The organism is Escherichia sp. MOD1-EC5950 (assembly GCF_002965345.1).
GTDB lineage: Bacteria > Pseudomonadota > Gammaproteobacteria > Enterobacterales > Enterobacteriaceae > Escherichia > Escherichia marmotae.
The window spans coordinates 108,508-132,158 of record NZ_PTSR01000011.1; the positions used below are offsets into that span (position 1 = coordinate 108,508).

Consider the following 23,651-nt stretch of genomic DNA (forward strand, 5'->3'; position numbering starts at 1 on the left):
TTTCCCTTTTTTGAATTGAAAAGTCCAGACTGCAAAGTCTGGGCTTTTGTCGTATTAGGGCGCGATAAAGTTTTACATCGCCCATAAAAAATGGCTGGTTTTACACAAGGAATGTGGCAATGAGTGGTGAAAAAAAGGCGAAAGGCTGGCGGTTTTATGGCCTTGTAGGTTTTGGGGCAATAGCACTGCTTTCCGCAGGCGTCTGGGCATTGCAATACACTGGCAGTGGAGCAGAAAAAACCTTGTCACCACTGGTGGTGCACAACAATCTGCAAATCGATCTCAATGAGCCGGACCTCTTTCTCGACAGCGACTCTCTAAGCCAGCTCCCCAAAGATCTCCTCACAATTCCTTTTCTCCATGATGTTTTAAGCGAAGATTTTGTTTTTTATTATCAGAACCATACCGACCGTCTGGGCATTGAAGGCAGCATTCGCCGCATTGTCTATGAACACGATCTCACGCTGAAAGATAAGTTATTTTCCTCGTTGTTAGACCAGCCTGCGCAGGCGGCGCTGTGGCACGATAAACAGGGACATCTTTCACATTATATGGTGCTGATTCAGCGCAGTGGCTTAAGTAAATTACTGGAACCGTTACTGTTTGCTGCCACCAGCGACAGCCAGTTAAGCAAGACGGAAATCAGCAGCATCAAGATAAATAATGAAACTATTCCTGTTTATCAGTTGCGCTATAACAGCAATAACACACTGATGTTCACGACTTATCAGGACAAAATGCTGGTTTTCTCCAGTACGGATATGCTGTTTAAAGACGACCAGCAGGATAGCGAAGCGACGGCGATCGCGAGTGATTTGTTGAGCGGCAAAAAACGCTGGGAAACCCGCTTTGGCCTGGAAGAGCGTACTGCCGGAAAAACACCAGTACGTCAGCGTATCGTGGTTAGCGCAAATTTGCTGGGCTTTGGCTACCAGCGACTTATCCCATCTTTTGCCGGTGTGCGCTTCGAAATGAACAACGACGGCTGGCACAGCTTTCTGGCATTAAATGATGGATCCGCCAGTGTAGATGCCAGTTTCGATTTCACTCCGGTATGGAACAGTATGCCTGCTGGTGCCAGCTTCTGCGTAGCTGTGCCGTATTCGCACGGTATTGCCGAAGAGATGCTTTCGCACATCAGCCAGGAAAACGACAAGTTGAACGGGGCGTTAGATGGTGCTGCCGGACTGTGTTGGTATGAAGACTCAAAACTGCAAACACCGTTATTTGTTGGTCAGTTTGATGGCACAGCCGAACAGGCGCAACTACCAGGGAAACTGTTTAGCCAAAATATCGGCGCGCACGAAAGCAAAGCGCCGGAAGGTGTACTGCCGGTGACGGAAACACAACAAGGAGAGGCCAGAATATGGCGTCGGGAAGTCAGTTCTCGTTACGGCCAGTACCCAGCCGCACAGGCAGCACAACCTGAACAACTTATGTCAGCGTCCTTTTTCCGTGTGTCGCTGGCGATGCAAAATAAAACGTTGCTTTTCTCCCTGGATGACACGCTGGTTAATAACGCATTGCAAACACTGAATAAAACGCGACCGGCAATGGTGGATGTAATTCCGGTCGGTGGTGTGGTTCCGGTTTATGTGAATCCGCAAGGCGTGGCGAAATTGTTGCGCAACGAAACGCTGACCAGTCTGCCGAAGAACCTCGAACCGGTTTTTTATAATGCCGCGCAAACTTTATTAATGCCGAAGCTGGACGCTTTATCTCAACAACCTCGCTATGTCATAAAGCTGGCTCAGATGGAACCCGGTGCCGCCTGGCAGTGGATACCCATTACCTGGCAGCCACTATGAGACACGGGTTGCTGGCGCTGATCTGTTGGCTGTGTTGTTTTGTTGCCCATAGCGAAAGACTGAATGTCGAACAATCGGGGCTATTTCGCACCTGGTTTGTGCGCATTGCACAAGAACAACTACGTCAGGGGCCAAGTCCGCGTTGGTATCAGCAGGATTGTGCGGGACTGGTGCGCTTTGCGGCGAACGAGGCACTGAAAGTTCACGACAGCAAATGGCTAAAAAGTAACGGTATAGCAAGTCAGTATTTGCCGCCAGAGATGACGCTAACACCTGAACAGCGGCAACTGGCACAAAACTGGAATCAGGGGAACGACAAAACCGGCCCCTATGTGACAGCGATTAATTTGATTCAGTACAACAGCCATTTTATTGGCCTGGACATAAACCAGGCGCAGCCTGGCGATATGATTTTTTTCGATCAGGGCGATGCCCAGCATTTAATGGTCTGGATGGGGCGTTACGTCATCTACCACACCGGAAGCGCTACGAAAACTGACAACGGAATGCGCGCAGTCAGTCTGCAACAACTTATGACATGGAAGGACACCCGATGGATACCCAACGATTCCAATCCCAATTTTATTGGCATTTATCGTTTAAATTTTCTGGCGCGATAGCGGCCTGTCTGTGCTTGTCTCTCGCAGGGACGGGGCTTGTTAACGCTGATGACTCACTCCCTTCCAGCAATTATGCGCCACCTGCCGGGGGAACATTCTTTTTGCTCGCTGACAGCAGTTTTAGCAGCAATGAAGAGGCTAAAGTGCGGCTGGAAGCTCCGGGGCGTGATTATCGGCGTTATCAGATGGAAGAATACGGCGGCGTGGATGTTCGCCTGTATCGTATTCCTGACCCAATAGCGTTCCTGCGTCAGCAGAAAAACCTGCATCGCATTGTGGTACAGCCGCAATATCTGGGCGACGGTCTGAACAATACGCTGACCTGGCTGTGGGATAACTGGTACGGCAAATCTCGCCGCGTGATGCAGCGTTCTTTCTCTTCTCAGTCGCGGCAGAATGTAACTCAGGCATTACCGGAATTGCAGCTTGGCAATGCCATCATCAAACCTTCCCGTTATGTACAAAACAACCCGTTTTCACCGCTGAAGAAATACCCGCTGGTGGAGCAGTTTCGTTACCCACTATGGCAGGCAAAACCAGTCGAGCCACAACAAGGCGTAAAACTGGACGGTGCATCCAGTAATTTCATCTCGCCGCAGCCGGGCAATGTCTATATTCCTCTCGGCAAACAAGAGCCTGGACTGTACCTCGTCGAGGCGATGGTAGGCAGTTATCGGGCGACAACAGTGGTATTTGTTTCCGATACCGTGGCGCTCAGCAAAGTGTCGGGTAACGAACTTCTGGTGTGGACCGCTGGCAAAAAGCAGGGTGAAGCGAAGCCTGGCTCCGAGATCCTGTGGACTGACGGTTTTGGCGTGATGACTCGCGGCGTTACTGATGACAGCGGTGCCTTGCAGTTACAACATATATCGCCTGAACGTTCATACATTCTTGGTAAAGATGCTGAAGGCGGCGTTTTTGTATCCGAGAATTTCTTCTACGAAAGCGAAACCTATAACACCCGTTTGTATATCTTTACCGACCGCCCGCTATACCGCGCAGGCGACCGTGTTGATGTCAAAGTGATGGGGCGCGAGTTTCACGGCCCGCTGCATTCATCCCCTATCGTAAGTGCTCCGGCGAAACTCTCGGTGCTGGATGCCAACGGTAGTCTGTTGCAAACCGTCAATGTCGCGCTTGATGCGCGTAATGGCGGGCAGGGGAGTTTCCGCCTGCCAGAAAATGCCGTTGCCGGAGGTTATGAGTTACGCCTGGCTTACCGCAACCAGGTCTATAGCAGCAGTTTTCGCGTGGCAAACTACATCAAACCGCATTTTGAGATTGGCTTAGCCCTCGACAAAAAAGATTTCAAAACTGACGAAGCGGTCAGCGGTAAACTACAACTGCTCTACCCGGATGGTGAGCCAGTAAAAAATGCTCGGGTGCAGTTAAGTTTGCGCGCCCAACAATTGTCGATGGTTGGCAACGATTTGCGTTATGCCGGGCGTTTCCCGGTGTCGCTTGAAGGCAGCGAAACGGTTTCAGACGATAGCGGTCATGTGGCGTTAAATCTTCCCGCTGCCGATAAACCGAGCCGTTATTTATTAACTGTCTCCGCCAGCGACGGCGCGGCGTATCGTGTTACCACCACCAAAGAGATCCTCATTGAACGCGGTCTTGCACATTACACTCTAAGCACCGCCGCACAATACAGCAAAAGTGGCGAGCCGGTGGTGTTCCGTTATGCCGCGCTGGAGGCTTCAAAACAGGTTCCCGTTAAGTACGAGTGGTTGCGTCTGGAAGACCGCACAAGCTACAGCGGTGACCTGGCGTCTGGCGGTAAATCCTTCACCGTTAATTTCGATAAACCCGGCAACTACAATCTGACTTTGCGTGATAAAGACGGCCTGATCCTCGCCGGGTTAAGCCATGCGGTCAGCGGTAAGGGCAGCATGGCGCATACCGGTACGGTAGATATTGTGGCGGATAAAACGCTCTACCAGCCCGGCGAAACCGCGAAGATGCTGATCACTTTCCCGGAACCGATTGATGAAGCGTTGCTGACGCTGGAGCGTGATCGCGTTGAACAGCGGTCGCTGTTATCGCAACCAGCAAGCTGGCTAACACTGCAACGTTTAAACGATACCCAGTATGAAGCCCGCGTTCCGGTGAGTAATACCTTTGCGCCTAACATCACCTTTTCGGTGCTGTATACCCGTAACGGGCAGTACAGTTTTCAGAATGCCGGGATCAAAGTCGCCGTTCCCCAGTTAGATATTCGGGTGAAAACGGGCAAAACCCATTACCAGCCAGGCGAACTGGTAAATGTGGAATTAACCTCATTGCTGAAGGGCAAACCTGTTTCTGCACAACTAACGGTTGGCGTGGTCGATGAAATGATCTACGCGCTGCAACCGGAGATTGCGCCAAATATCGGCAAATTTTTCTATCCGCTGGGGCGTAACAATGTGCGTACCAGTTCCAGCCTGTCATTTATCAGCTACGACCAGGCACTCTCCAGCGAGCCGGTTGCGCCAGGAGCAACAAACCGCAGCGAGCGGCGAGTGAAAATGCTGGAACGCCCACGGCGCGAAGAGGTTGATACCGCGGCATGGATGCCATCGCTAACAACGGACAAACAAGGCAAAGCATATTTCACGTTCCTGATGCCGGATTCGTTAACCCGTTGGCGCATTACCGCACGTGGGATGAACGGCGACGGGCTGGTCGGGCAGGGGCGTGCTTATTTGCGCTCGGAAAAAAATCTCTACATGAAGTGGAGTATGCCAACGGTGTATCGCCTGGGCGACAAACCGGCGGCAGGGCTGTTTATTTTCAGTCAGCAGGATAACGAACCGGTAGAGCTGGTAAGTAAATTTGCGGGTGTTGAAATGCGCCAGACGCTGACGTTGCATAAAGGGGCTAACTATATTTTGCTGACGCAGGACATTCAGCAATCTGGTTTGCTAAGCGCAGAATTGCAACAAAATGGGCAAGTGCAGGACAGCATTAGCACAAAACTGTCTTTTGTTGATAACACCTGGTCCGTTGAACAGCAGAAAAACGTCATGCTCGGCGGTGGCGATAACACGCTGATGTTGCCAGAGCTGGCGAGTAACATCCGACTACAAAGCAGCGAAACGCCGCAGGAGATTTTCCGTAATAACCTCGACGCGTTAGTCGATGAACCCTGGGGGGGCGTAATCAACACCGGTAGCCGTCTGCTCCCCCTAAGCCTTGCCTGGCGTGCGCTTGCCGATCATCAGAGTGCTGCCGCCAACGACATTCGTCAGATGATTCAGGATAACCGTTTGCGGCTGATGCAACTGGCGGGGCCAGGCGCGCGCTTTACCTGGTGGGGTGAAGATGGCAATGGCGATGCCTTCCTGACAGCATGGGCATGGTATGCCGACTGGCAGGCCAGTCAGGCGCTTGGCGTAACGCAACAACCTGAATACTGGCAGCATATGCTCGACAGCTACGCAGAGCAGGCGGATAACATGCCGTTACTGCATCGGGCGCTGGTGCTGGCGTGGGCGCAGGAGATGAATCTGCCGTGCAAAACGTTGCTGAAAGGGCTGGATGAAGCGGTTTCCCGGAAAGAAATCAAAGCGCTCTCAGAGGAAGACACTCGTGATATCAATGATAGCCTGATCCTCGATGCGCCAGAGTCTCCGCTGGCGGATGCGGTGGCAAACGTTTTAACCATGACGTTACTGAAAAAAGCACAGTTGAAGTCCACTGTCATGCCACAGGTCCAGCAGTATGCGTGGGATAAAGCGGCAAACAGCAACCAACCGCTGGCGCACACGGTTGTGTTGCTTAATAGCGGTGGCGACTCCACCCAGGCTGCGGCCATTTTAAGTGGTTTAACCGCCCAGCAATCCAGTATCGAACGTGCACTGGCCATGAACTGGCTGGCGAAATATATGGCAGCGATGCCTCCCGTAGTGTTACCCGCACCTGCGGGCGCATGGGCTAAACAAAAGGCGACTGGCGGGGGCGAATACTGGCGTTGGGTTGGTCAGGGGGTGCCAGACATTCTCTCTTTTGGTGACGAATTATCGTCGCAAAACGTGCAGGTCCGTTGGCGTGAACCGGCAAAAACTGCTCAACAAAGTAACATTCCGGTGACCGTTGAACGCCAGTTGTATCGGCTGATCCCGGGGGATGAAGAGATGAGCTTTACTCTGCAGCCGGTTACCAGTAGTGAGATTGACAGCGATGCGCTGTATCTCGATGAAATCACTCTCACCAGTGAGCAGGATGCGCCGCTGCGCTACGGTCAGGTGGAAGTACCGCTACCGCCGGGAGCTGATGTTGAACGGACAACGTGGGGCATCTCAGTCAACAAGCCCAACACCGCGAAACAGCAGGGGCAGTTGCTGGAAAAAGCGCGTAATGAAATGAGCGAGTTGGCTTATATGGTGCCGGTGAAAGAATTTGCAGGAACGGTCACTTTCCACCATCTGCTGCGCTTCTCGCAAAAAGGGCAATTCGTTCTACCGCCCGTTCGTTATGTGCGTTCCTATGCGCCTGCGCAGCAAAGCGTTGCGGCAGGTAGCGAATGGCGCGGGATGCAGGTGAAATAAGTGAACTGGCGCAGAATCGTCTGGCTATTGACGCTGGTTACGCTGTCAACGTTTGCGGAGGAGACGCCGTTACAACTGACACTGCGGGGGGCGCAGCATGATCAACTGTATCAGTTGACGCCATCGGGCGTGACAAACGTCTCTACGCTACCTGACACGCTCACTACGCCGTTAGGGAGCTTATGGAAGCTGTATGTTTATGCCTGGCTTGAGGATACTCATCAGCCGGAGCAGCCCTACCAGTGTCGCGGTAACTCTCCGGAAGAAGTCTATTGCTGTCAGGCGGGGGAGAGCATTACGCGCGAAACGGCGTTGGTGCGTTCCTGTGGTCTCTACTTTTCGCCGCAGCGGTTGCACATCGGTGCGGATGCGTGGGGGCAATACTGGCAACAGCGCCAGGCACCAACCTGGTTAGCATCGCTTTCTACGCTGAAACCCGAAACGTCGGTAACCGTTAAATCGTTGCTTGATTCACTGGCGACGTTACCTGCGCAAAACAAAGCCCAGAAAATATTACTGGACGTGGTGCTGGACGATTCGAAAATTGGCGTAGCGTCCATGCTCGGTAGTCGGGTACGAGTGAAAACCTGGAGCTGGTTTGCCGATGATAAACAGGAAATCCGTCAGGGCGGTTTTGCTGGTTGGTTAACTGATGGTACGCCGCTATGGGTTACAGGCAGCGGCACCAGCAAAACGGTATTGACCCGTTACGCGACGATTCTTAATCAGGTTTTGCCTGTACCGACGCAAGTTGCCAGTGGGCAATGTGTACTGGTGGATCTGTTTGCTCGTTATCCGGTGAAAAAAATCACTGCGGAAAAGAGTACGACGGCAGTAAAACCCGGCGTGCTCAATGGGCGCTATCGAGTGACGTTTGCCAATGGTAACCATATTACGTTGGTCAGCCACGGTGAGACGACCTTACTTACGGAAAATGGCAAACTGAAATTGCAGTCGCATCTCGATCGTGAAGAGTACGTTGCCAGAGTGCTGGATCGCGAGGCGAAAAGTACGCCCCCTGAGGCAGCGAAAGCCATGACCGTGGCGATTCGCACATTTTTACAGCAAAACGCCGATCGGGAAGGCGATTGCCTGACAATCCCGGACAGCAGCGCCACTCAGCGCGTTTCTGCTTCGCCAGCCACCACGGGCGCGCGGACGATGACCGCCTGGACGCAGGATCTCATCTATGCGGGCGATCCGGTTCATTATCATGGCAGTCGCGCTGCTGAAGGAACGCTGTCCTGGCGGCAAGCCACCGTCCAGGCGGGGCAGGGAGAGCGTTACGACCAGATACTCGCCTTTGCTTATCCCGACAACAGCCTTAGCCGCTGGGGAGCACCACGCTCTACTTGCCAGTTATTACCGAAAGCGAAAGCCTGGCTGGTGGAAAAAATGCCACAGTGGCGGCGCGCGTTACAAGACGAGACGGGGTACAACGAGCCAGACGTATTCGCGGTGTGCCGTTTAGTCTCGGGGTTCCCCTATACCGATCGGCAGCAAAAAAGGCTATTTATTCGTAATTTTTTTACACTTCAGGATCGACTGGATTTAACTCATGAGTACCTGCATCTTGCCTTTGATGGATACCCCACCGGGCTGGATGAGAACTATATCGAAGCGCTGACCCGACAATTATTAATGGACTAATGCTATGCGAAAGATATTTCTTCCGTTGTTACTGGTGGCACTTTCGCCTGTTGCCCACAGCGAAGGAGTGCAGGAAGTCGAAATTGATGCACCGCTTTCTGGCTGGCATCCGGCAGAGGGTGAAGATGCCAGTTTTTCACAATCGATCAATTACCCCGCGTCGTCCGTCAATATGGCTGATGATCAAAATATCTCTGCGCAGATCCGCGGCAAAATAAAAAATTATGCTGCGGCGGGCAAAACCCAGCAGGGGCGATTGGTGGTCAACGGTGCCAGTATGCCGCAGAGAATTGAATCTGATGGTTCATTTGCGCGCCCTTATATTTTTACCGAAGGCAGCAACAGTGTGCAGGTCATCAGCCCCGATGGGCAAAGCCGACAAAAAATGCAGTTTTACTCTACACCGGGGGCTGGTGCAATTCGCGCGCGTTTACGGTTAGTTCTTTCATGGGATACGGATAATACCGATCTCGATCTCCATGTCGTCACGCCGGATGGTGAACACGCCTGGTACGGTAATACAGCGCTGAAAAATAGTGGCGCACTGGATATGGATGTCACGACAGGTTACGGACCAGAGATTTTCGCTATGCCTGCGCCGATTCACGGGCGCTATCAGGTGTATATCAACTACTATGGCGGACGCAGCGAAACGGAATTGACGACTGCTCAACTGACGCTCATCACTGATGAAGGCTCGGTCAATGAAAAACAGGAAACTTTTGTTGTCCCGATGCGTAATGCTGGTGAACTGACGCTGGTGAAAAGTTTTGACTGGTAATTAATGAGGTTACCTTCACTGTCGTTGTTTAAGAAAACGCCCGATGACTTTCGCTATCGGGCGTTTTTGTTTATTAATTCAACCGTTCAATCACCATCGCAATTCCCTGACCACCACCAATACATAGCGTTGCCAGCCCCAGCGTTTTATCGCGTGCCTGCATTGCATGTAACAGAGTGACCAGAATACGTGCACCGCTGGCACCGATAGGATGCCCGAGCGCGATAGCCCCGCCGTTAACATTCACTTTCTCAGGATCAAAGCCCAGGGTTTTCCCTACGGCAAGGAACTGCGCAGCAAACGCTTCATTGGCTTCGATAAGATCAATATCTGCCAGTTGCAGCCCTGCCAGTTGTAACGCTTTTTGTGTGGCAGGTACTGGCCCCATTCCCATCAACGCGGGAGCCACGCCGCCGCTGGCATAGCTTTTAATGCGAGCCAGTGGTTTAAGGCCTGCCGCCAGCGCCGCCGATTCTTCCATAATCACCAGTGCGGCAGCACCGTCGTTAATGCCTGAAGCATTCCCGGCAGTGACCGTTCCGGCTTTGTCGAAGGCCGGGCGCAATGCAGCCAGAGCTTCTGCAGTAGAATCTGCTTTCGGGAATTCATCGCGATCGAAGACGATGGTTTTCTTCCGTGTGACGACATTTACCGGGACAATTTCGGCTGTAAAAGCACCAGATTCAATTGCCGCTGCCGCTTTACGCTGTGAATTTAGTGCCAGTTCATCCTGCATTTCACGGGTAATTCCGTACTGTTTGGCCACGTTTTCGGCGGTAATCCCCATATGATAACCGTGGGTGGCGCACATCAGACCATCGCGCAGGATTACGTCATAAACCTGTCCGTCTCCCAGACGATAACCTGAGCGTGCTTTTGCATCGAGTAAGTAGGGCGCTAAACTCATGTTCTCCATTCCACCCGCGACGATGCTCTGCGCCTGACCGGCCTGAATCGCCTGGGCGGCAAGCGCCACGCTTTTCAGACCCGAGCCACACACTTTGTTGATCGTAAATCCGCACACCGTTTCTGCCAGCCCGCTTTTAAGCAATGCCTGACGCGCCGGGTTTTGCCCTAAACCCGCCTGCAGGACGTTACCCATAATCACTTCATCTACGTGTTGTGAGTCAATTTTTGCGCGTTCAATGGCGGCCTGGATCACCGTTGCCCCTAGATCGATAGCGCTGGTGGAGGCGAGTGAACCGTTAAAACTACCGATGGCAGTACGTACCGCACTGACGATGACACAATTTTTCATTTTATATTCCTTCTGTCTGTAGAGTTGCCGTCAGAACAGCGTTAAACCAATGACGAAAATGACGCCGGAGAAGAGCAGGGCAGTGATGCAATAGCCCATGATGTCGCGGACACCGAGTCCGGCGATTGCCAGTGCTGGCAGCGCCCAGAACGGTTGGGCCATGTTCATCCATTGCTCGCCGTAGGCGATCGCCATTACGGATTTACCCAGATCTGCGCCCAGTGCCTGGGCTGCGGGTATCACAAATGGCCCCTGAATAACCCAGTGACCACCGCCAGAAGGTACGGCGAAGTTGATCAGCGCAGAGCTAAAGAAGGTCATTACCGGGAAGGTGTCCTTATTTGCGACATTGATGAAAAATTCGGTAATGAGTCCGCCGAGGCCTGAGTGTTCCATCATTAACTGGATCCCGGCGTAGAAGGGGAATTGCACCAGAATACCGGCGGTACTGCGTGCTGCCGCACTGATAGCACGCATATAAGCCATTGGTGTTTTATGCAGTAGCAGGCCCGCAATCATAAACATCAGATTGACGGTATTTATGGTGATGTTGAAACCATGTTCGATGAAGTACATCGCCAGGTAAGCGATACCGAGTGCACCAATGATCAACGTCAGGATGCGACTTTCCTCCAGTCGCTCGGATGGTGGGGCATCTTTCGGTAGCTGCTTCTGAAAATCAGCCTCTTCCTGGAGTAGTTTCGGATCGATACTCACCACGTCTGACGGTTTTGGCATCATCATGCGGGTGATAAACGGCATCACCACAATCAATGCCACAGTGATGAAAATGTTAAAACCACTGAACAGAGTATCGCCCACCGGGATAAGCCCGGCGATATGCTCAACCGGGTTGCCCGGTGTGGCAGCCAACAGAGGCATTGAGCCAGAGAAGCCGCCGCCCCAGGTGAGAAAACCAATGTAGGCGCAGGCAATGAGCAACGGATAATCAGAACCGGGTACTCGCCGGGCGACTTCACGGGCGAACATTGCGCCAACAACCAGACCAAATCCCCAGTTGATGACACAAGCGACTGAGCCAAAGAAAGTGACCAGCATGACGCCCTGTACGGGCGTCTTTGCAGCGGAGGCGGCAGTACGCAGCAAGCTTTTCACCGGAGCGGAGCTGGCAAGGGCATGACCGGTAACGATGATAAGCGCCATCTGCATACCGAACGCCAGCAAGTTCCAGAAACCGTCACCCCACATTTTCACCATGTTGATCGGCGTTTGTGGTGTTAACCAAAGCGCGATCACGAATGTTAGCAACGTCAGCAACATGGCAAAGATCAGGGGATCGGGAAGCCACCGGCTGACAAAACGCGTCATAAAACGCGAGATGCGACCAATCATAAATCACCCCGTTGCGTATTCAGATCGGTGGCTACTTCAAAATGAGCTTCGGTTTTGGCACGCACGGTGGCTAAATCACATCCGTCGGCAATTTCGGTGAGCCACATTTTGCCGTCAACGAAACGAAAGACTGCCAGTTCTGTTACCAGCATATGCACCGCGTGTTGCGCAGTGAGCGGCATGGTGCAGCGGCGCAAGATTTTTGGTGAACCATCTTTGGCGCAATGTTCCATGGCAATGATCACTTTGCGCGACCCGGTCACCAGATCCATCGCTCCACCCATACCGGGCACCATTTTCCCAGGCACTACCCAGTTCGCGAGGTTGGCTTCTTCGTCTACCTGTAAACCACCGAGCACGCAGGCATCAATATGGCCGCCGCGGATCAGTGCAAATGACATGGCGCTGTCAAACATGGCTGCTCCAGGCAAAACACCGCATGGTTGTCCGCCAGCGTTCACCAGATCAGGATGTGCCGTTGTCACCGGGCCTAGCCCCAAAAAACCGTTTTCCGATTGCAGAGTGATATGAATGCCTTCTGGCAAATAGTTGGCGACCATCGTCGGCAGACCAATGCCCAGATTCACGATGTCACCATCACGAAGCTCTTGCGCCACACGGCGCGCAATACGTTGTTTCGCATCCATTATTTGCTCTCCTGTGAAACGATGATGTGGTCGATAACGGCACCAGGGGTGACAATATGGTCAGGTTGCAACTCTCCGGTTTCGACCAGTTCATCTGGCTCTACCAGCGTGATATCAGCCGCAAGGGCAATCAGGGGGTTAAAGTTGCGGGCGCTAAGTTGATAGGTCAGGTTGCCAAGTGTGTCGCAACGATGAGCGCGAATTAGCGCCAGGTCGGCGCGCAGTGGACGCTCAAGTAACCAGGTTTTGCCGTCGAGTGTCAGCGTCTGTTTGCCTTCCTCTACGACGGTTCCGACACCGGTTGGAGTGAGAAAGCCACCAAGTCCGGCACCACCACAGCGAATTTGCTCGATTAGCGTACCTTGTGGCACCAGAACGACGTCCATTTCACCAGATATCATGCGCCGACCTGTTTCCGGGTTGGTGCCGATATGTGAAGCAATCACTTTGCGGACACGACCATTGACGATGAGCGGGCCGATGCCGGTATCAACAAACGCGGTATCATTGGCTATCAATGTCAGGTCGCGAACGCCTGATTCCAGTAATGCTTCAACCAGGCGGGATGGAGTGCCAATCCCCATAAATCCGCCCACCATGATGGTCATGCCGTCACGAAAGAAACCGGAGGCGTCTTGTAATGTCATCAATTTTGTTTTCATTATTTATCCCTCTTGCATACACCGTTGTGGGTACAGTCAGGGAATAGCAAGGGGAGTGCCAGAATGAGAATATTTGCTGTTGTTTTTTAACTGGTTGAATAATAAAGGGTAAATTAGAAGGGGATGACGAAGGTGAATGTTCGGCTATGCAGAAATTTGCGCACTGTGCAAATTCCTGCATAGCAAGTTTTGGTGTTATACATCCGCCGGTTCGATACCGTATTCCTGAAGTTTATACATCAATGCACGGCGACTGATGCCCAGCATTAAAGCCGTGCGGGTTCGGTTGCCGTCCTGTTGTTCCAGAACTTCCATAATGATGCGTTTTTCGACGCGTTTAATTTCCTCTTTTAAATTACGCTCACCGGCAGGGGCTGTTTTGGCCTCACCAGCGCTACAGACAGGCTGACGAATCTGCGGCGGAAGATCCTCAGAAAAAATGATCGGGCCTGAATTCATCACGACGGCGCGTTCAATGACGTTGGAAAGCTCACGAATATTTCCCGGCCATGACCAGGCTGTAAGCAGTGACATTGCCATCGGATCGATATCGATAATATCGCGCTGATTCTCACTACTGAATTTTTGCAAAAAGTGATTAGCTAACAGGGAGATATCTTCCCGACGATCGCGCAGAGGTGGCAGTATTAAATGAATAACGTTAAGGCGATAAAAGAGATCTTCACGGAAAGTGCCTTCTTTAACCATTGCCTGCAAGTCGCGGTTGGTGGCAGCAATGATGCGGATATCAACTTTTATGGTTTGATGGCCGCCTATCCGTTCAAATTCCCGTTCCTGAAGAATGCGTAGTAATTTGGCTTGCAGTACCAGCGGCATTTCGCCAATTTCGTCGAGGAGCAGAGTACCTTCGTTGGCGCGTTCAAATAATCCCTGACGCAAGGATTGTGCACCAGTAAATGCGCCTTTTTCATGACCAAACAGTTCACTTTCGAGCAACGATTCCGGTAGCGCCGCGCAGTTGACTTTAATAAATGGCCCCTTTGCCCGCCGCGAATTGTAGTGAATCGCTCTGGCAATCAATTCTTTTCCGGTGCCACTTTCACCGCTAATCAAGACGCTGGCCTGAGAAAGGGCAATTTTGGCGGTGTCTTTGCAGATGTCCATCATCGCCGGGCTGTTGGTGAGAATGTGCCCCCATTGCCAACTAGTGCTCAGTGCCTGGTGCAGATGGCGGATCTCTTTTTTCATTGACTGGAGTTGTAAAGCTCGCTGAACGATTAAATTCAACTCATCGAGATCAAACGGTTTGATAACATAGTCGAAGGCACCGCAACGTAGTGCTTCGACGGCGGTTTCCACTTCAGCATAGGCCGTCATCAGAATAACGGGGGTTCGGGTTTCACGGCTGCGCATCTCCTTTAGTGCCTTGATGCCGTCCATCTCTGGCATGCGGATATCCATCAGCACCACGTCAGGGTGAATATCGGCAAACAGTTGTAATGCTGTGCGTCCGTTGTTCGCACAATGTGTTTCGTATCCTTGTAGTGCAAAAGCGGTGCTTAGCATACGGCGAACATTATCTTCATCATCAACAATAAGGATGCGATTAATAGCGGTCATACGGTCTGATTTCCCTGCGGGTTGATCGGTAAAATAAGGGTGAAGGTTGCGCCGCAGCCCGGCAAACTGGCCACGCGAATATCCCCCTGATGGGCGTTAATGATGCGCTGACTTAACGCCAGACCAAGCCCTGTTCCTGAGGCTTTGGTGGTGAAAAAGGGATCGAAGATCTTTTTTTGCAGCGAGAGATCAATGCCACAGCCGTTGTCTTCTATCGAAATGGCCTGTTGTGAGTCACTGTACTGCCAGGTTCGAATGCGAATTTTCCCTCGTGCACTGATAGCCTGGACGGCATTGATCAGGATATTCAGTAGTACCTGTTTGAGCAGTTCACGATCGGCGCTAATCGGGCTTAATTCATCATCCAGTTCGCTTATGAAGTCGACCCGCGCTTGTACTCCGGCGGTTTGTACCAGTACCAGAGTTTCTTCAATCAATGCATTAAGGCTGACTTGTTGCCATTGACTGTGGCGTGGGCGTGAAAAATCGAGCAATTGCTGAATGACTTTGTTAATTGAGTCGATTTCTTTGAGCACAACGGACAGATATTCCTGATGTATTAGGTCACTGGTTTGTTGGCGTAGGATCTGCACATAACCACGGATAGCCGTCAGCGGATTACGTACTTCATGCGCCACGCCTGCCATCAGTTCACCCAGGGTGGCGAGGCGTTCAGCTTGCGCCATGCGGCGTTGGGTTTCTTTTCGGGCAGTTAAATCAGAGAAAATCACCAAAGCACCTATCATTTCACCATGCGTGTTATGAATACGACTGGTAGTGACACTGAGTTCAATGGTGCGGTCACGGCCTGGAAAACTGATTTCCAGTGCCACGTGTTCGGTGCCATGTTCCAGCGTATCCAGTACAGGACTGTAGAACTGAGTATTGTCGAACAACATGGCGTAAGGCTGCCCTACCAGTTCATGACGTTGATAGCCAGTGATGATTTCTGCTGCGGGGTTCATGGTGGTTACATCACCCTGGCGGTCAATGGCAATGACGCCATCGGCAGCGTTTTCAATAATCAGATCGTTAAGTGTCCGCGTTTCACGCAGTGCCTGGGCGAGGTTGTTAACACTCTGGCTGATTTGCCCCATTTCACCGGGCAATTGTGGTAATCGGGTAGGAATATTTTGCGCCAGAGTCGAGAGGCCATCGGTGATGATATCTATATTGGCGCTCAGGCGACGGGAGAAGAGCACAATCAACAGCAGGCTAATCAGCAAACCGGCGGTGAGCACAATGATAATCCTCACATCCATTTTCCAGGCCTGGCGTTGAATATCTTCGGTTAATTCATTGGCCCAGATATAGCCGAGGACTTCACCATTACGTTCAATGGGAATCATTGAATTCAGAATATCGCCGCGAACTTGCCTGCCTGAATAAACTAAAGGTGTATTTGTACGCATTACTTCGCGACCAGGGTGATCCGCGGCGATAGTAACGCCCACATTATTCTGATATAGCGCTGAAGGCGCGTAGGTGATTATCGCATCCAGCGTCTTGTTGTAATAACCAGCACCTATCCCAGGGAAGGCGTGAGTGATATTTTCGGTAATGGGAGCAAGTTCTGCGTTCAATGCGCGGATACGCTCTTCACGCGGTAAGTTGTTGTAGAGATCGTAGCGATCGCCTAGCGCCTGATTAAGCAGATTGACCACGGCAGAAAGTTTTTTCTCTTTTTCAGATAAGACTGCTGAACGTCCTTCCGTTTCTACGATATAACCAATAGTAAGCGTTGGGACAATGACCATCAGGATTGCCATCAGGATCATTTGATTGCGTAAGCGGCGTGGATAAATCCACTTCATATAATTCATGCTGAAATCCACCAATCTTGTCCGGTATATGACGATTATCGGGGGTTAAGGTGATGATTTCTCGGCGGTGTATCATATTACCGGGATGACAGAACATTGCGGTGGCACGTTTTTACCGCTACCTTAACCACACTCCATCGGTCACCTGAGGCGGAGCTTCGCCCCTTTGAAATACCTTGCTTCTTTTCGTACAACCCTGAAAGTTTCGCGCTATATGTTCAGAGCATTGGCGTTATTGCTCTGGCTGTTGATTGCTTTCTCATCAGTGTTTTACATCGTCAATGCTCTGCATCAGCGAGAATCTGAGATTCGTCAGGAATTTAACCTGAGCTCCGATCAGGCTCAGCGGTTTATCCAACGCACTTCTGATGTGATGAAAGAGCTGAAGTACATTGCCGAAAATCGCTTGTCTGCAGAAAACGGCGTACTTTCCCCGCGTGGGCGGGAAACGCAAACGGATGTGCCCGAGTTCGAACCGCTGTTTGCCGATTCTGACTGTTCCGCGATGAGTAACACCTGGCGGGGATCTCTGGAGTCGCTGGCATGGTTTATGCGCTACTGGCGCGATAATTTCTCTGCAGCTTACGATCTCAACCGCGTATTTTTGATCGGCAGCGATAACCTCTGCATGGCAAACTTTGGTTTGCGTGATATGCCTGTCGAACGCGATACCGCCTTGAAAGCTCTGCATGAGCGCATCAATAAGTATCGTAATGCGCCGCAGGATGACAGTGGCAGCAACCTCTATTGGATCAGCGAAGGCCCGCGCCCTGGCGTCGGGTATTTCTACGCGCTGACGCCGGTTTATCTGGCGAACCGTTTGCAGGCCTTGTTGGGCGTTGAACAAACCATTCGGATGGAGAACTTCTTTTTACCGGGTACATTACCGATGGGAGTCACCATCCTTGATGAGAATGGTCATACCCTGATTTCGTTGACCGGACCGGAAAGTAAAATCAAAGCTGAACCGCGTTGGATGCAGGAACGCTCCTGGTTCGGTTATACACCAGGTTTCCATGAGCTGGTGCTGAAGAAAAATCTGCCGCCGTCATCGTTAAGCATTGTTTACTCGGTGCCCGTTGATCAGGTGCTGGAACGCATACGTATGCTGATCCTCAACGCGATTTTGCTCAATGTGATCACCGGGGCGGCGTTGTTTACTCTCGCGCGGATGTATGAGCGGCGTATTTTCATTCCGGCGGAAAGCGACGCCCAGCGTCTGGAGGAGCATGAGCAGTTTAACCGCAAGATTGTCGCCTCCGCGCCGGTCGGGATCTGCATTTTGCGTACCGCTGATGGCGTCAATATTTTGAGTAACGAACTGGCGCATACCTATCTCAATATGCTTACGCATGAGGATCGCCAGCGGCTGACGCAAATTATTTGCGGTCAACAGGTCAATTTTGTCGATGTCCTGACCAGCAACAATACCAATCTGCAAATCAGTTTCGTCCATTCGCGCTATCGTAATGAAAACGTGGCGATTTGCGTACTTGTCGATGTTTCTTCACGTGTGAAGATGGAAGAGTCGCTGCAAGAGATGGCGCAGGCAGCAGAACAGGCGAGCCAATCGAAATCGATGTTCCTTGCTACCGTCAGCCACGAGCTGCGTACACCACTGTACGGCATTATCGGTAACCTGGATCTATTGCAAACTAAAGAGTTACCGAAAGGCGTTGACCGTCTGGTGACGGCAATGAACAACTCTTCCAGTCTGCTGTTGAAAATTATCAGCGACATTCTCGATTTTTCGAAGATTGAATCGGAACAGTTGAAGATAGAACCGCGTGAGTTTTCACCGCGTGAAGTGATGAACCATATCACCGCCAACTATTTGCCGCTGGTGGTGCGTAAACAGCTTGGTTTGTACTGCTTTATTGAACCGGATGTGCCGGTAACTTTAAACGGTGATCCGATGCGTTTACAGCAGGTCATCTCCAACCTGTTGAGTAACGCCATAAAATTTACCGATACCGGCTGCATTGTTCTGCATGTCCGTGCCGATGGTGATTATCTCTCTATTCGCGTTCGCGATACCGGCGTGGGTATCCCGGCGAAAGAAGTGGTGCGGCTGTTTGATCCCTTCTTCCAGGTGGGGACAGGCGTTCAGCGTAACTTCCAGGGAACCGGTCTGGGGCTGGCGATTTGTGAAAAATTGATCAGCATGATGGACGGTGACATCTCGGTGGAGTCTGAACCTGGTATGGGAAGCCAGTTTACCGTGCGTATTCCACTGTACGGCGCACAATATCCACATAAAAAAGGCGTTGAAGGGTTAACGGGTAAACGCTGTTGGTTGGCGGTACGCAATGCGTCGCTATGCCAATTTATCGAAACCAGTTTGCAGCGCAGTGGTGTAGTCGTTACAACATATGAAGGTCAGGAACCGTCACCTGAGGATGTGTTGATTACTGATGAGCCGCTGAGTGAAAAATGGCAGGGCAGAGCAGTGGTGACTTTCTGCCGCCGACATATTGGCATTCCGCTGGAAAGAGCGCCCGGTGAATGGGAGCATAGCGTTGCTTCGTCGCATGAACTGCCTGTGCTACTGGCGCGTATCTATCGGGTTGAGATGGAAAATGATGATCCTGGCAACGTTCTGCCGCTGGTGGACAAAGAGTCTACCAGCAACGACGACATGATGATTCTGGTGGTTGATGATCATCCTATTAACCGTCGCTTATTGGCCGATCAGCTCGGATCGTTGGGTTATCAGTGTAAGACCGCGAATGATGGTATCGATGCGCTTAATGTTCTTAGCAAGAATCACATTGATATCGTGCTTAGTGACGTTAACATGCCGAATATGGATGGTTACCGGTTAACGCAGCGTATTCGCCAATTGGGGCTAACATTGCCGGTAATCGGGGTGACAGCCAATGCGTTGGCCGAAGAGAAGCAGCGATGCCTGGAGTCCGGGATGGATAGTTGTCTGTCGAAGCCGGTGACGCTGGATGTCATAAAACAGACGCTGACGATGTATGCCGAAAGAGTCAGGAAAGCGCGGAAATCATCGTAGGGTGCGGTCGGTGTAAATGTCTGATGCGACGCTGGCACGTCGTATCAGGCCTGCGTTTGTGCAATCTATTGAAATATTGGGATTTGTAGGCCGGATAAGGTGTTTACACCGCATCCGACCTGTTGGCTGGCTAAATTACTCTTTATCCGCCGGACTTAAGGTAACAGAAGAAAGATAGTTCAGCAGGGCGATATCGTTCTCGACGCCCAGCTTCATCATCGCGGATTTCTTCTGGCTGCTAATGGTCTTGATGCTGCGGTTGAGCTTTTTGGCAATCTCGGTAACCAGGAAACCTTCTGCAAACAGGCGCAGTACTTCACTCTCTTTAGGCGAGAGACGCTTGTCGCCGTAACCACTGGCACTGATTTTCTCCAGCAAACGAGAAACGCTTTCTGGGGTAAATTTCTTGCCTTTTTGCAACGCGGCGAGGGCTTTCGGCAGATCCGTAGGCGCGCCTTGCTTCAGTACGATCCCTTCGATATCCAGGTCCAGTACCGCACTAAGAATTGCCGGGTTGTTGTTCATGGTCAGAACAATGATCGACAGGCTTGGGAAATGGCGCTTGATGTATTTGATCAAGGTGATCCCGTCACCGTATTTATCTCCAGGCATGGAGAGATCGGTAATCAACACGTGCGCGTCCAGTTTCGGCAGATTGTTGATCAGTGCTGTGGAATCTTCAAATTCGCCGACAACATTCACCCACTCAATTTGTTCAAGTGATTTTCGAATACCGAACAGTACTATCGGATGGTCATCGGCAATAATTACGTTCATATTGTTCATGTAATAGGCTACCTTGCTACAGCAAGCTCTTGACATAGCTGTCAATGTCGCTGATGTATTTTTCTGTTCCTGGAACATCCTTCTCACGAATAAGATGTTCCAGCGTTTCACATAACTGCTTGCCGGGTACCAGATTTAGCATGGCAAATACGCCTTTAAGACGATGAGCCGTTTGGGCTAATGCAGCAAAGTCACTGGTTGCTGCTTCAGTATATAGCCTCTTAACATCATCCGGTACTGTGTCTACAAAGAGCGCATAATAGCCGCTGGCATGGAGTTGCGCATTTTCATCTCCACCCATAGGCGATTCTGTCACCTCTTCCTGCGCCAGTTGCACTTCAATTAATTGTAAGACTGCTTCCTGCATAGCATTGCTCATATTGAAATTGACGCACAATTGACCAGGCCCAATTTCCCGTACGCCAGACTCATCATCGCTTAAAAGCAAGCCAGAGGCAGTAAGATTAGACGGATTATCCGTTAAAAAGATATCATAATCCTGACTAATTAATCTTTCATCGGGTGTGATACAGGTTGCACCCCAATTTTCTAACTGGCGAGTGACAATATTCCGAATTTCTGTAGAAGTTACATCCACCATCACGGTGACATCATCCAGTAAACGTTCCTCTTCCTCTTCAACGTCCGGGTCTGCCGGGAGCATTTTGATATGCACGGAGTAGCGTGTACCAAGGCCGTCCCGTGTTTTGATGTTTAAATGACCGCCCAGTTTGCGCGCCAGTTGATCACTCAACCAGAATGCCAGCGGGTCTGCCTTACCATAGCGATCGCTCTGGGTCTGGTTGATGAACGGGAAATGTAAATTATCCATTTCATGAATGCTTACACCATCTCCGGTGTCCAGAATACGGAAAGTCAGACGTTCTTCGGAGGATTCATCCTGATCAACCTCGAGGGTAATTTTCCCCAGTTGCGTTGAGGTGACGGCATATTGCATCAGCAGCAGCAAAATATGGCGTAAGGCATCACGATCGCCACGGCGCACGTCATGTGCTTTCAGATGATTGTTAATCAGTAGTTGCAGACCTTTGCGTTTGATCGCAGGCAATACAGAAGGCACCACTTCATCAATTAAATCCTGCACGGAGAAAAGCGCAGTCTCGCTCTTCCAGCTATCGTCCGCCAGCATGTTCGCTAACTGAATTTCATCAACCAGTCGTACTAATACGTCCGCCTGATTCGCCAGTTGTTTGCTTTCCGGCGAGTTAAGTTTTGCTGCGCTTTCTGCAAGCCCCCGGGCTGGCTCCTTCAGTGCGTTACCAATGTTTTGCATAAAAGCCATCCGGCCCTGCTGATTTTTCTCATACAGACGCTGTGCCTGCTTGAGTTTCTTGTTTACCAGCACTTCGCGATCCTGATCGCGAATAATGAAGATTTGTGTACGCGGCGCTACCTGGCTGCGGAACATGCGAATCTCATACAGTTCGTTATTAACAGTCGCCTGAATGATTCCCTGATGTTGCTCTGCCATAGTGGTGATATTTTGCAGATTCAAATGCGGTAGCAGATGGTCGGCAATCTTATTGCTTATTACTGTGCGATTCGATTCCTGATCGTGAACCAGCAGGCCGAGCGGTAGGAGTGACACAATCTCTTCATTTATTGCCCGCAAAATACGCAGTTCGTTATTCACTGCAGTACTGGGGGCTCTTTCAGTGGTGCGGCCGGAGAAATGGCGAAAGGTGGTATAACCAAAAAGCGCCAGCGCCAGCAAACCGATGTTCAGTAGCAGTGGCAGCAGAATGTTTTGCAATGTATCCAGCAGTAAAGTGCCGTAAGGAACCTGCCAGACCAATCGCATATCGGTGGAGTTGAGCGCCGAAGAGATTTCAATTTTAGAACTGTTGAAGTTAATGCTGACGCTGTCTGCGGCTTCTTTCTCATTATTATTGTTACCCGTTGCGCCCGCTTCTGGCTCAAGACGGAAGCTATCCAGCGGCATCCCCGGCGGGATCAGGTCATTAATAGGCAGATCAAATGCAACCACCGTCGCCAGATGTCCTGGCTGGTTAAAGGTGGTACGCAAGGTAAAGTAATGGCCGTTCTGCCAGGCAAGACGACGCAGATTAGAAAAACTTTCGCGTTCATCCAGTGCGTTGGCCTGTTGCAGCATCTCCGCGCGACGTGAGTCGACAATGTCACTGACGGTCGACTCTTTGAAACCAGAAGTGAGATCTTTTAATGGCAGAGTAGAGATCAACACCAGGCTGTTATCCTGGCCGTTCAGATAATACATCGACCACGGTACATTTTCTGCGCCCCATAATGTGTCCAGATAAGTAGACATTCGTTGGGTCATCTCAAGCGTTGAATTGTCGTGAGAACCAAAGATCAGGGCTTCTGTTTTGCGGCGTGGTTTTTCCAGATAATAGACATCCTGTTTCAGACGCGTCTCTTGCAAACCTTCACTGGTGGAAGACGAAGTCGTCGCAGCGATGTTGTCGTAGATCTGCCAGGTCACGTAACGCCAGGTATCGACACGCTTTTGTATAGCATGGGTAATGTCGACAATCTGGTAGCTTTTATCTTTTAGCCAGGTGTTGACGGCGCTTTGTACCATCACTCCCATCGTCACAAGTAACACAATGATCAACAGTAAAAAGAAGCGGGTAATGCTCCCCGGTAGGAGTGAAAAGCGGGTCGTGGCCGTTGTCTCTTTCTGACGCATTCGTGTTTATGACCTGTTAAAACTTCTCGAAGTGATAGGGCAGTATAAAGGGTATAGAGCGAAATTCCAGACTATTACCAGATAGATGGTTCTCTCTTCCCCAATGATATTTATCCTTTTGCACGATGGGAAAGAGATGTACATGCGGCATTTTTTTGTACAAATAATCTGCAAAAAGAACAAAGTTAATTACAAATAAGGAAAGATGGCGGGGAATTATAATATTGTTAATTTTATGTGAAATTATTAACAGTTGTTATAATTTTGCATGGGTAGCACAAGAAAATAAAAGTTGTGTAAAGAAGGGTAAAAAAAACCGGATGCGATGCATCCGGTTGAAATAGGGGTAAACAGACATTCAGAAATGAATGACGGTAATAAATAAAGTTAATGATGATAGCGAGACATATTTTAGTTGCGAGTGAAGATTTTGTTTTGGCAT

General features: G+C 50.8%; 14 protein-coding genes. 6 read left to right on the forward strand and 8 right to left on the reverse strand.

Annotated elements, in window-relative coordinates; all coding sequences use genetic code 11:
• The first annotated feature begins 119 nt into the window (after positions 1-119).
• Genes BEA93_RS13190 through BEA93_RS13210 form a run of 5 tightly spaced genes read left to right on the forward strand, consistent with a single transcriptional unit; the run spans position 120 to position 9,391 of the window.
• Complete coding sequence (locus BEA93_RS13190; protein WP_105224647.1) at positions 120-1,808, forward strand: DUF2138 domain-containing protein; 1,689 nt, start codon at positions 120-122, stop codon at positions 1,806-1,808.
• The gene (locus BEA93_RS13195) at positions 1,805-2,428 is read left to right on the forward strand and encodes a DUF1175 domain-containing protein (protein WP_105224648.1); all 624 of its coding nucleotides are present in this window, start codon (positions 1,805-1,807) and stop codon (positions 2,426-2,428) included. The genes BEA93_RS13190 and BEA93_RS13195 overlap by 4 nt, the downstream gene beginning before the upstream one ends.
• Positions 2,362-6,960 carry an alpha-2-macroglobulin family protein gene (locus BEA93_RS13200; protein WP_105224649.1) on the forward strand — a complete coding sequence of 1,533 codons (4,599 nt, stop codon included), beginning with the start codon at positions 2,362-2,364 and terminating at the stop codon, positions 6,958-6,960. Before BEA93_RS13195 ends, BEA93_RS13200 begins: the two co-directional genes overlap by 67 nt.
• Positions 6,961-8,610, forward strand: a complete 1,650-nt coding sequence (locus tag BEA93_RS13205) for a YfaQ family protein (RefSeq protein WP_105224650.1) — start codon at positions 6,961-6,963, stop codon at positions 8,608-8,610.
• A 4-nt stretch (positions 8,611-8,614) separates the two neighbouring features.
• Complete coding sequence (locus BEA93_RS13210) at positions 8,615-9,391, forward strand: YfaP family protein (protein WP_001225842.1); 777 nt, start codon at positions 8,615-8,617, stop codon at positions 9,389-9,391.
• A 73-nt stretch (positions 9,392-9,464) separates the two neighbouring features.
• Here the strand turns inward: BEA93_RS13210 and atoB are convergent, their stop codons facing one another.
• The 6 genes from atoB to atoS form a co-directional block, all read right to left on the reverse strand.
• Entirely contained in the window at positions 9,465-10,649 is a 1,185-nt protein-coding gene (gene atoB, locus BEA93_RS13215) for an acetyl-CoA acetyltransferase (RefSeq protein ID WP_016248982.1), read from the reverse strand.
• A gap of 30 nt (positions 10,650-10,679) precedes the next feature.
• Entirely contained in the window at positions 10,680-12,002 is a 1,323-nt protein-coding gene (locus BEA93_RS13220; RefSeq protein ID WP_000580268.1) for a TIGR00366 family protein, read from the reverse strand.
• Positions 11,999-12,649 (reverse strand): acetate CoA-transferase subunit beta, encoded by a 651-nt coding sequence (gene atoA / locus BEA93_RS13225; protein WP_000339068.1) that lies wholly within the window; start codon positions 12,647-12,649, stop codon positions 11,999-12,001. The genes BEA93_RS13220 and atoA overlap by 4 nt, the downstream gene beginning before the upstream one ends.
• A complete protein-coding gene (gene atoD / locus BEA93_RS13230) occupies positions 12,649-13,311 on the reverse strand; it encodes an acetate CoA-transferase subunit alpha (RefSeq protein ID WP_000850523.1) in 663 nt (220 codons plus the stop codon). The genes atoA and atoD overlap by 1 nt, the downstream gene beginning before the upstream one ends.
• 195 nt (positions 13,312-13,506) lie before the next feature.
• Positions 13,507-14,892, reverse strand: a complete 1,386-nt coding sequence (atoC, locus tag BEA93_RS13235) for an acetoacetate metabolism transcriptional regulator AtoC (protein ID WP_105224651.1) — start codon at positions 14,890-14,892, stop codon at positions 13,507-13,509.
• Positions 14,889-16,715, reverse strand: a complete 1,827-nt coding sequence (atoS, locus tag BEA93_RS13240; RefSeq protein WP_001516745.1) for a two-component system sensor histidine kinase AtoS — start codon at positions 16,713-16,715, stop codon at positions 14,889-14,891. The genes atoC and atoS overlap by 4 nt, the downstream gene beginning before the upstream one ends.
• A gap of 166 nt (positions 16,716-16,881) precedes the next feature.
• Between atoS and rcsC the strand changes: the two genes are divergently transcribed.
• Positions 16,882-19,734, forward strand: coding sequence for a two-component system sensor histidine kinase RcsC (rcsC, locus tag BEA93_RS13245; RefSeq protein ID WP_105224652.1), 2,853 nt, complete (start codon positions 16,882-16,884; stop codon positions 19,732-19,734).
• 135 nt (positions 19,735-19,869) lie between these two features.
• On the opposite strand, the gene rcsB is transcribed toward rcsC, so the two are convergent.
• Both rcsB and rcsD read right to left on the reverse strand, forming a co-directional pair.
• Positions 19,870-20,520 (reverse strand): response regulator transcription factor RcsB, encoded by a 651-nt coding sequence (gene rcsB / locus BEA93_RS13250; RefSeq protein WP_001516743.1) that lies wholly within the window; start codon positions 20,518-20,520, stop codon positions 19,870-19,872.
• Positions 20,521-20,536: 16 nt separating this feature from the next.
• Entirely contained in the window at positions 20,537-23,209 is a 2,673-nt protein-coding gene (gene rcsD / locus BEA93_RS13255; protein WP_105224653.1) for a phosphotransferase RcsD, read from the reverse strand.
• Between the last annotated feature and the right edge of the window lie 442 nt (positions 23,210-23,651).

Excerpts from the sequence above, each read along its gene's own strand:
- atoC (WP_105224651.1), bottom strand. The coding sequence starts at position 14,892 with ATGACCGCTATTAATCGCATCCTTATTGTTGATGATGAAGATAATGTT.
- BEA93_RS13210 (WP_001225842.1), top strand. The coding sequence starts at position 8,615 with ATGCGAAAGATATTTCTTCCGTTGTTACTGGTGGCACTTTCGCCTGTT.
- rcsD (WP_105224653.1), bottom strand. The coding sequence starts at position 23,209 with ATGCGTCAGAAAGAGACAACGGCCACGACCCGCTTTTCACTCCTACCG.
- BEA93_RS13220 (WP_000580268.1), bottom strand. The coding sequence starts at position 12,002 with ATGATTGGTCGCATCTCGCGTTTTATGACGCGTTTTGTCAGCCGGTGG.
- BEA93_RS13200 (WP_105224649.1), top strand. The coding sequence starts at position 2,362 with ATGGATACCCAACGATTCCAATCCCAATTTTATTGGCATTTATCGTTT.
- BEA93_RS13190 (WP_105224647.1), top strand. The coding sequence starts at position 120 with ATGAGTGGTGAAAAAAAGGCGAAAGGCTGGCGGTTTTATGGCCTTGTA.
- BEA93_RS13195 (WP_105224648.1), top strand. The coding sequence starts at position 1,805 with ATGAGACACGGGTTGCTGGCGCTGATCTGTTGGCTGTGTTGTTTTGTT.
- rcsB (WP_001516743.1), bottom strand. The coding sequence starts at position 20,520 with ATGAACAATATGAACGTAATTATTGCCGATGACCATCCGATAGTACTG.
- atoA (WP_000339068.1), bottom strand. The coding sequence starts at position 12,649 with ATGGATGCGAAACAACGTATTGCGCGCCGTGTGGCGCAAGAGCTTCGT.
- atoB (WP_016248982.1), bottom strand. The coding sequence starts at position 10,649 with ATGAAAAATTGTGTCATCGTCAGTGCGGTACGTACTGCCATCGGTAGT.
- atoD (WP_000850523.1), bottom strand. The coding sequence starts at position 13,311 with ATGAAAACAAAATTGATGACATTACAAGACGCCTCCGGTTTCTTTCGT.
- atoS (WP_001516745.1), bottom strand. The coding sequence starts at position 16,715 with ATGAATTATATGAAGTGGATTTATCCACGCCGCTTACGCAATCAAATG.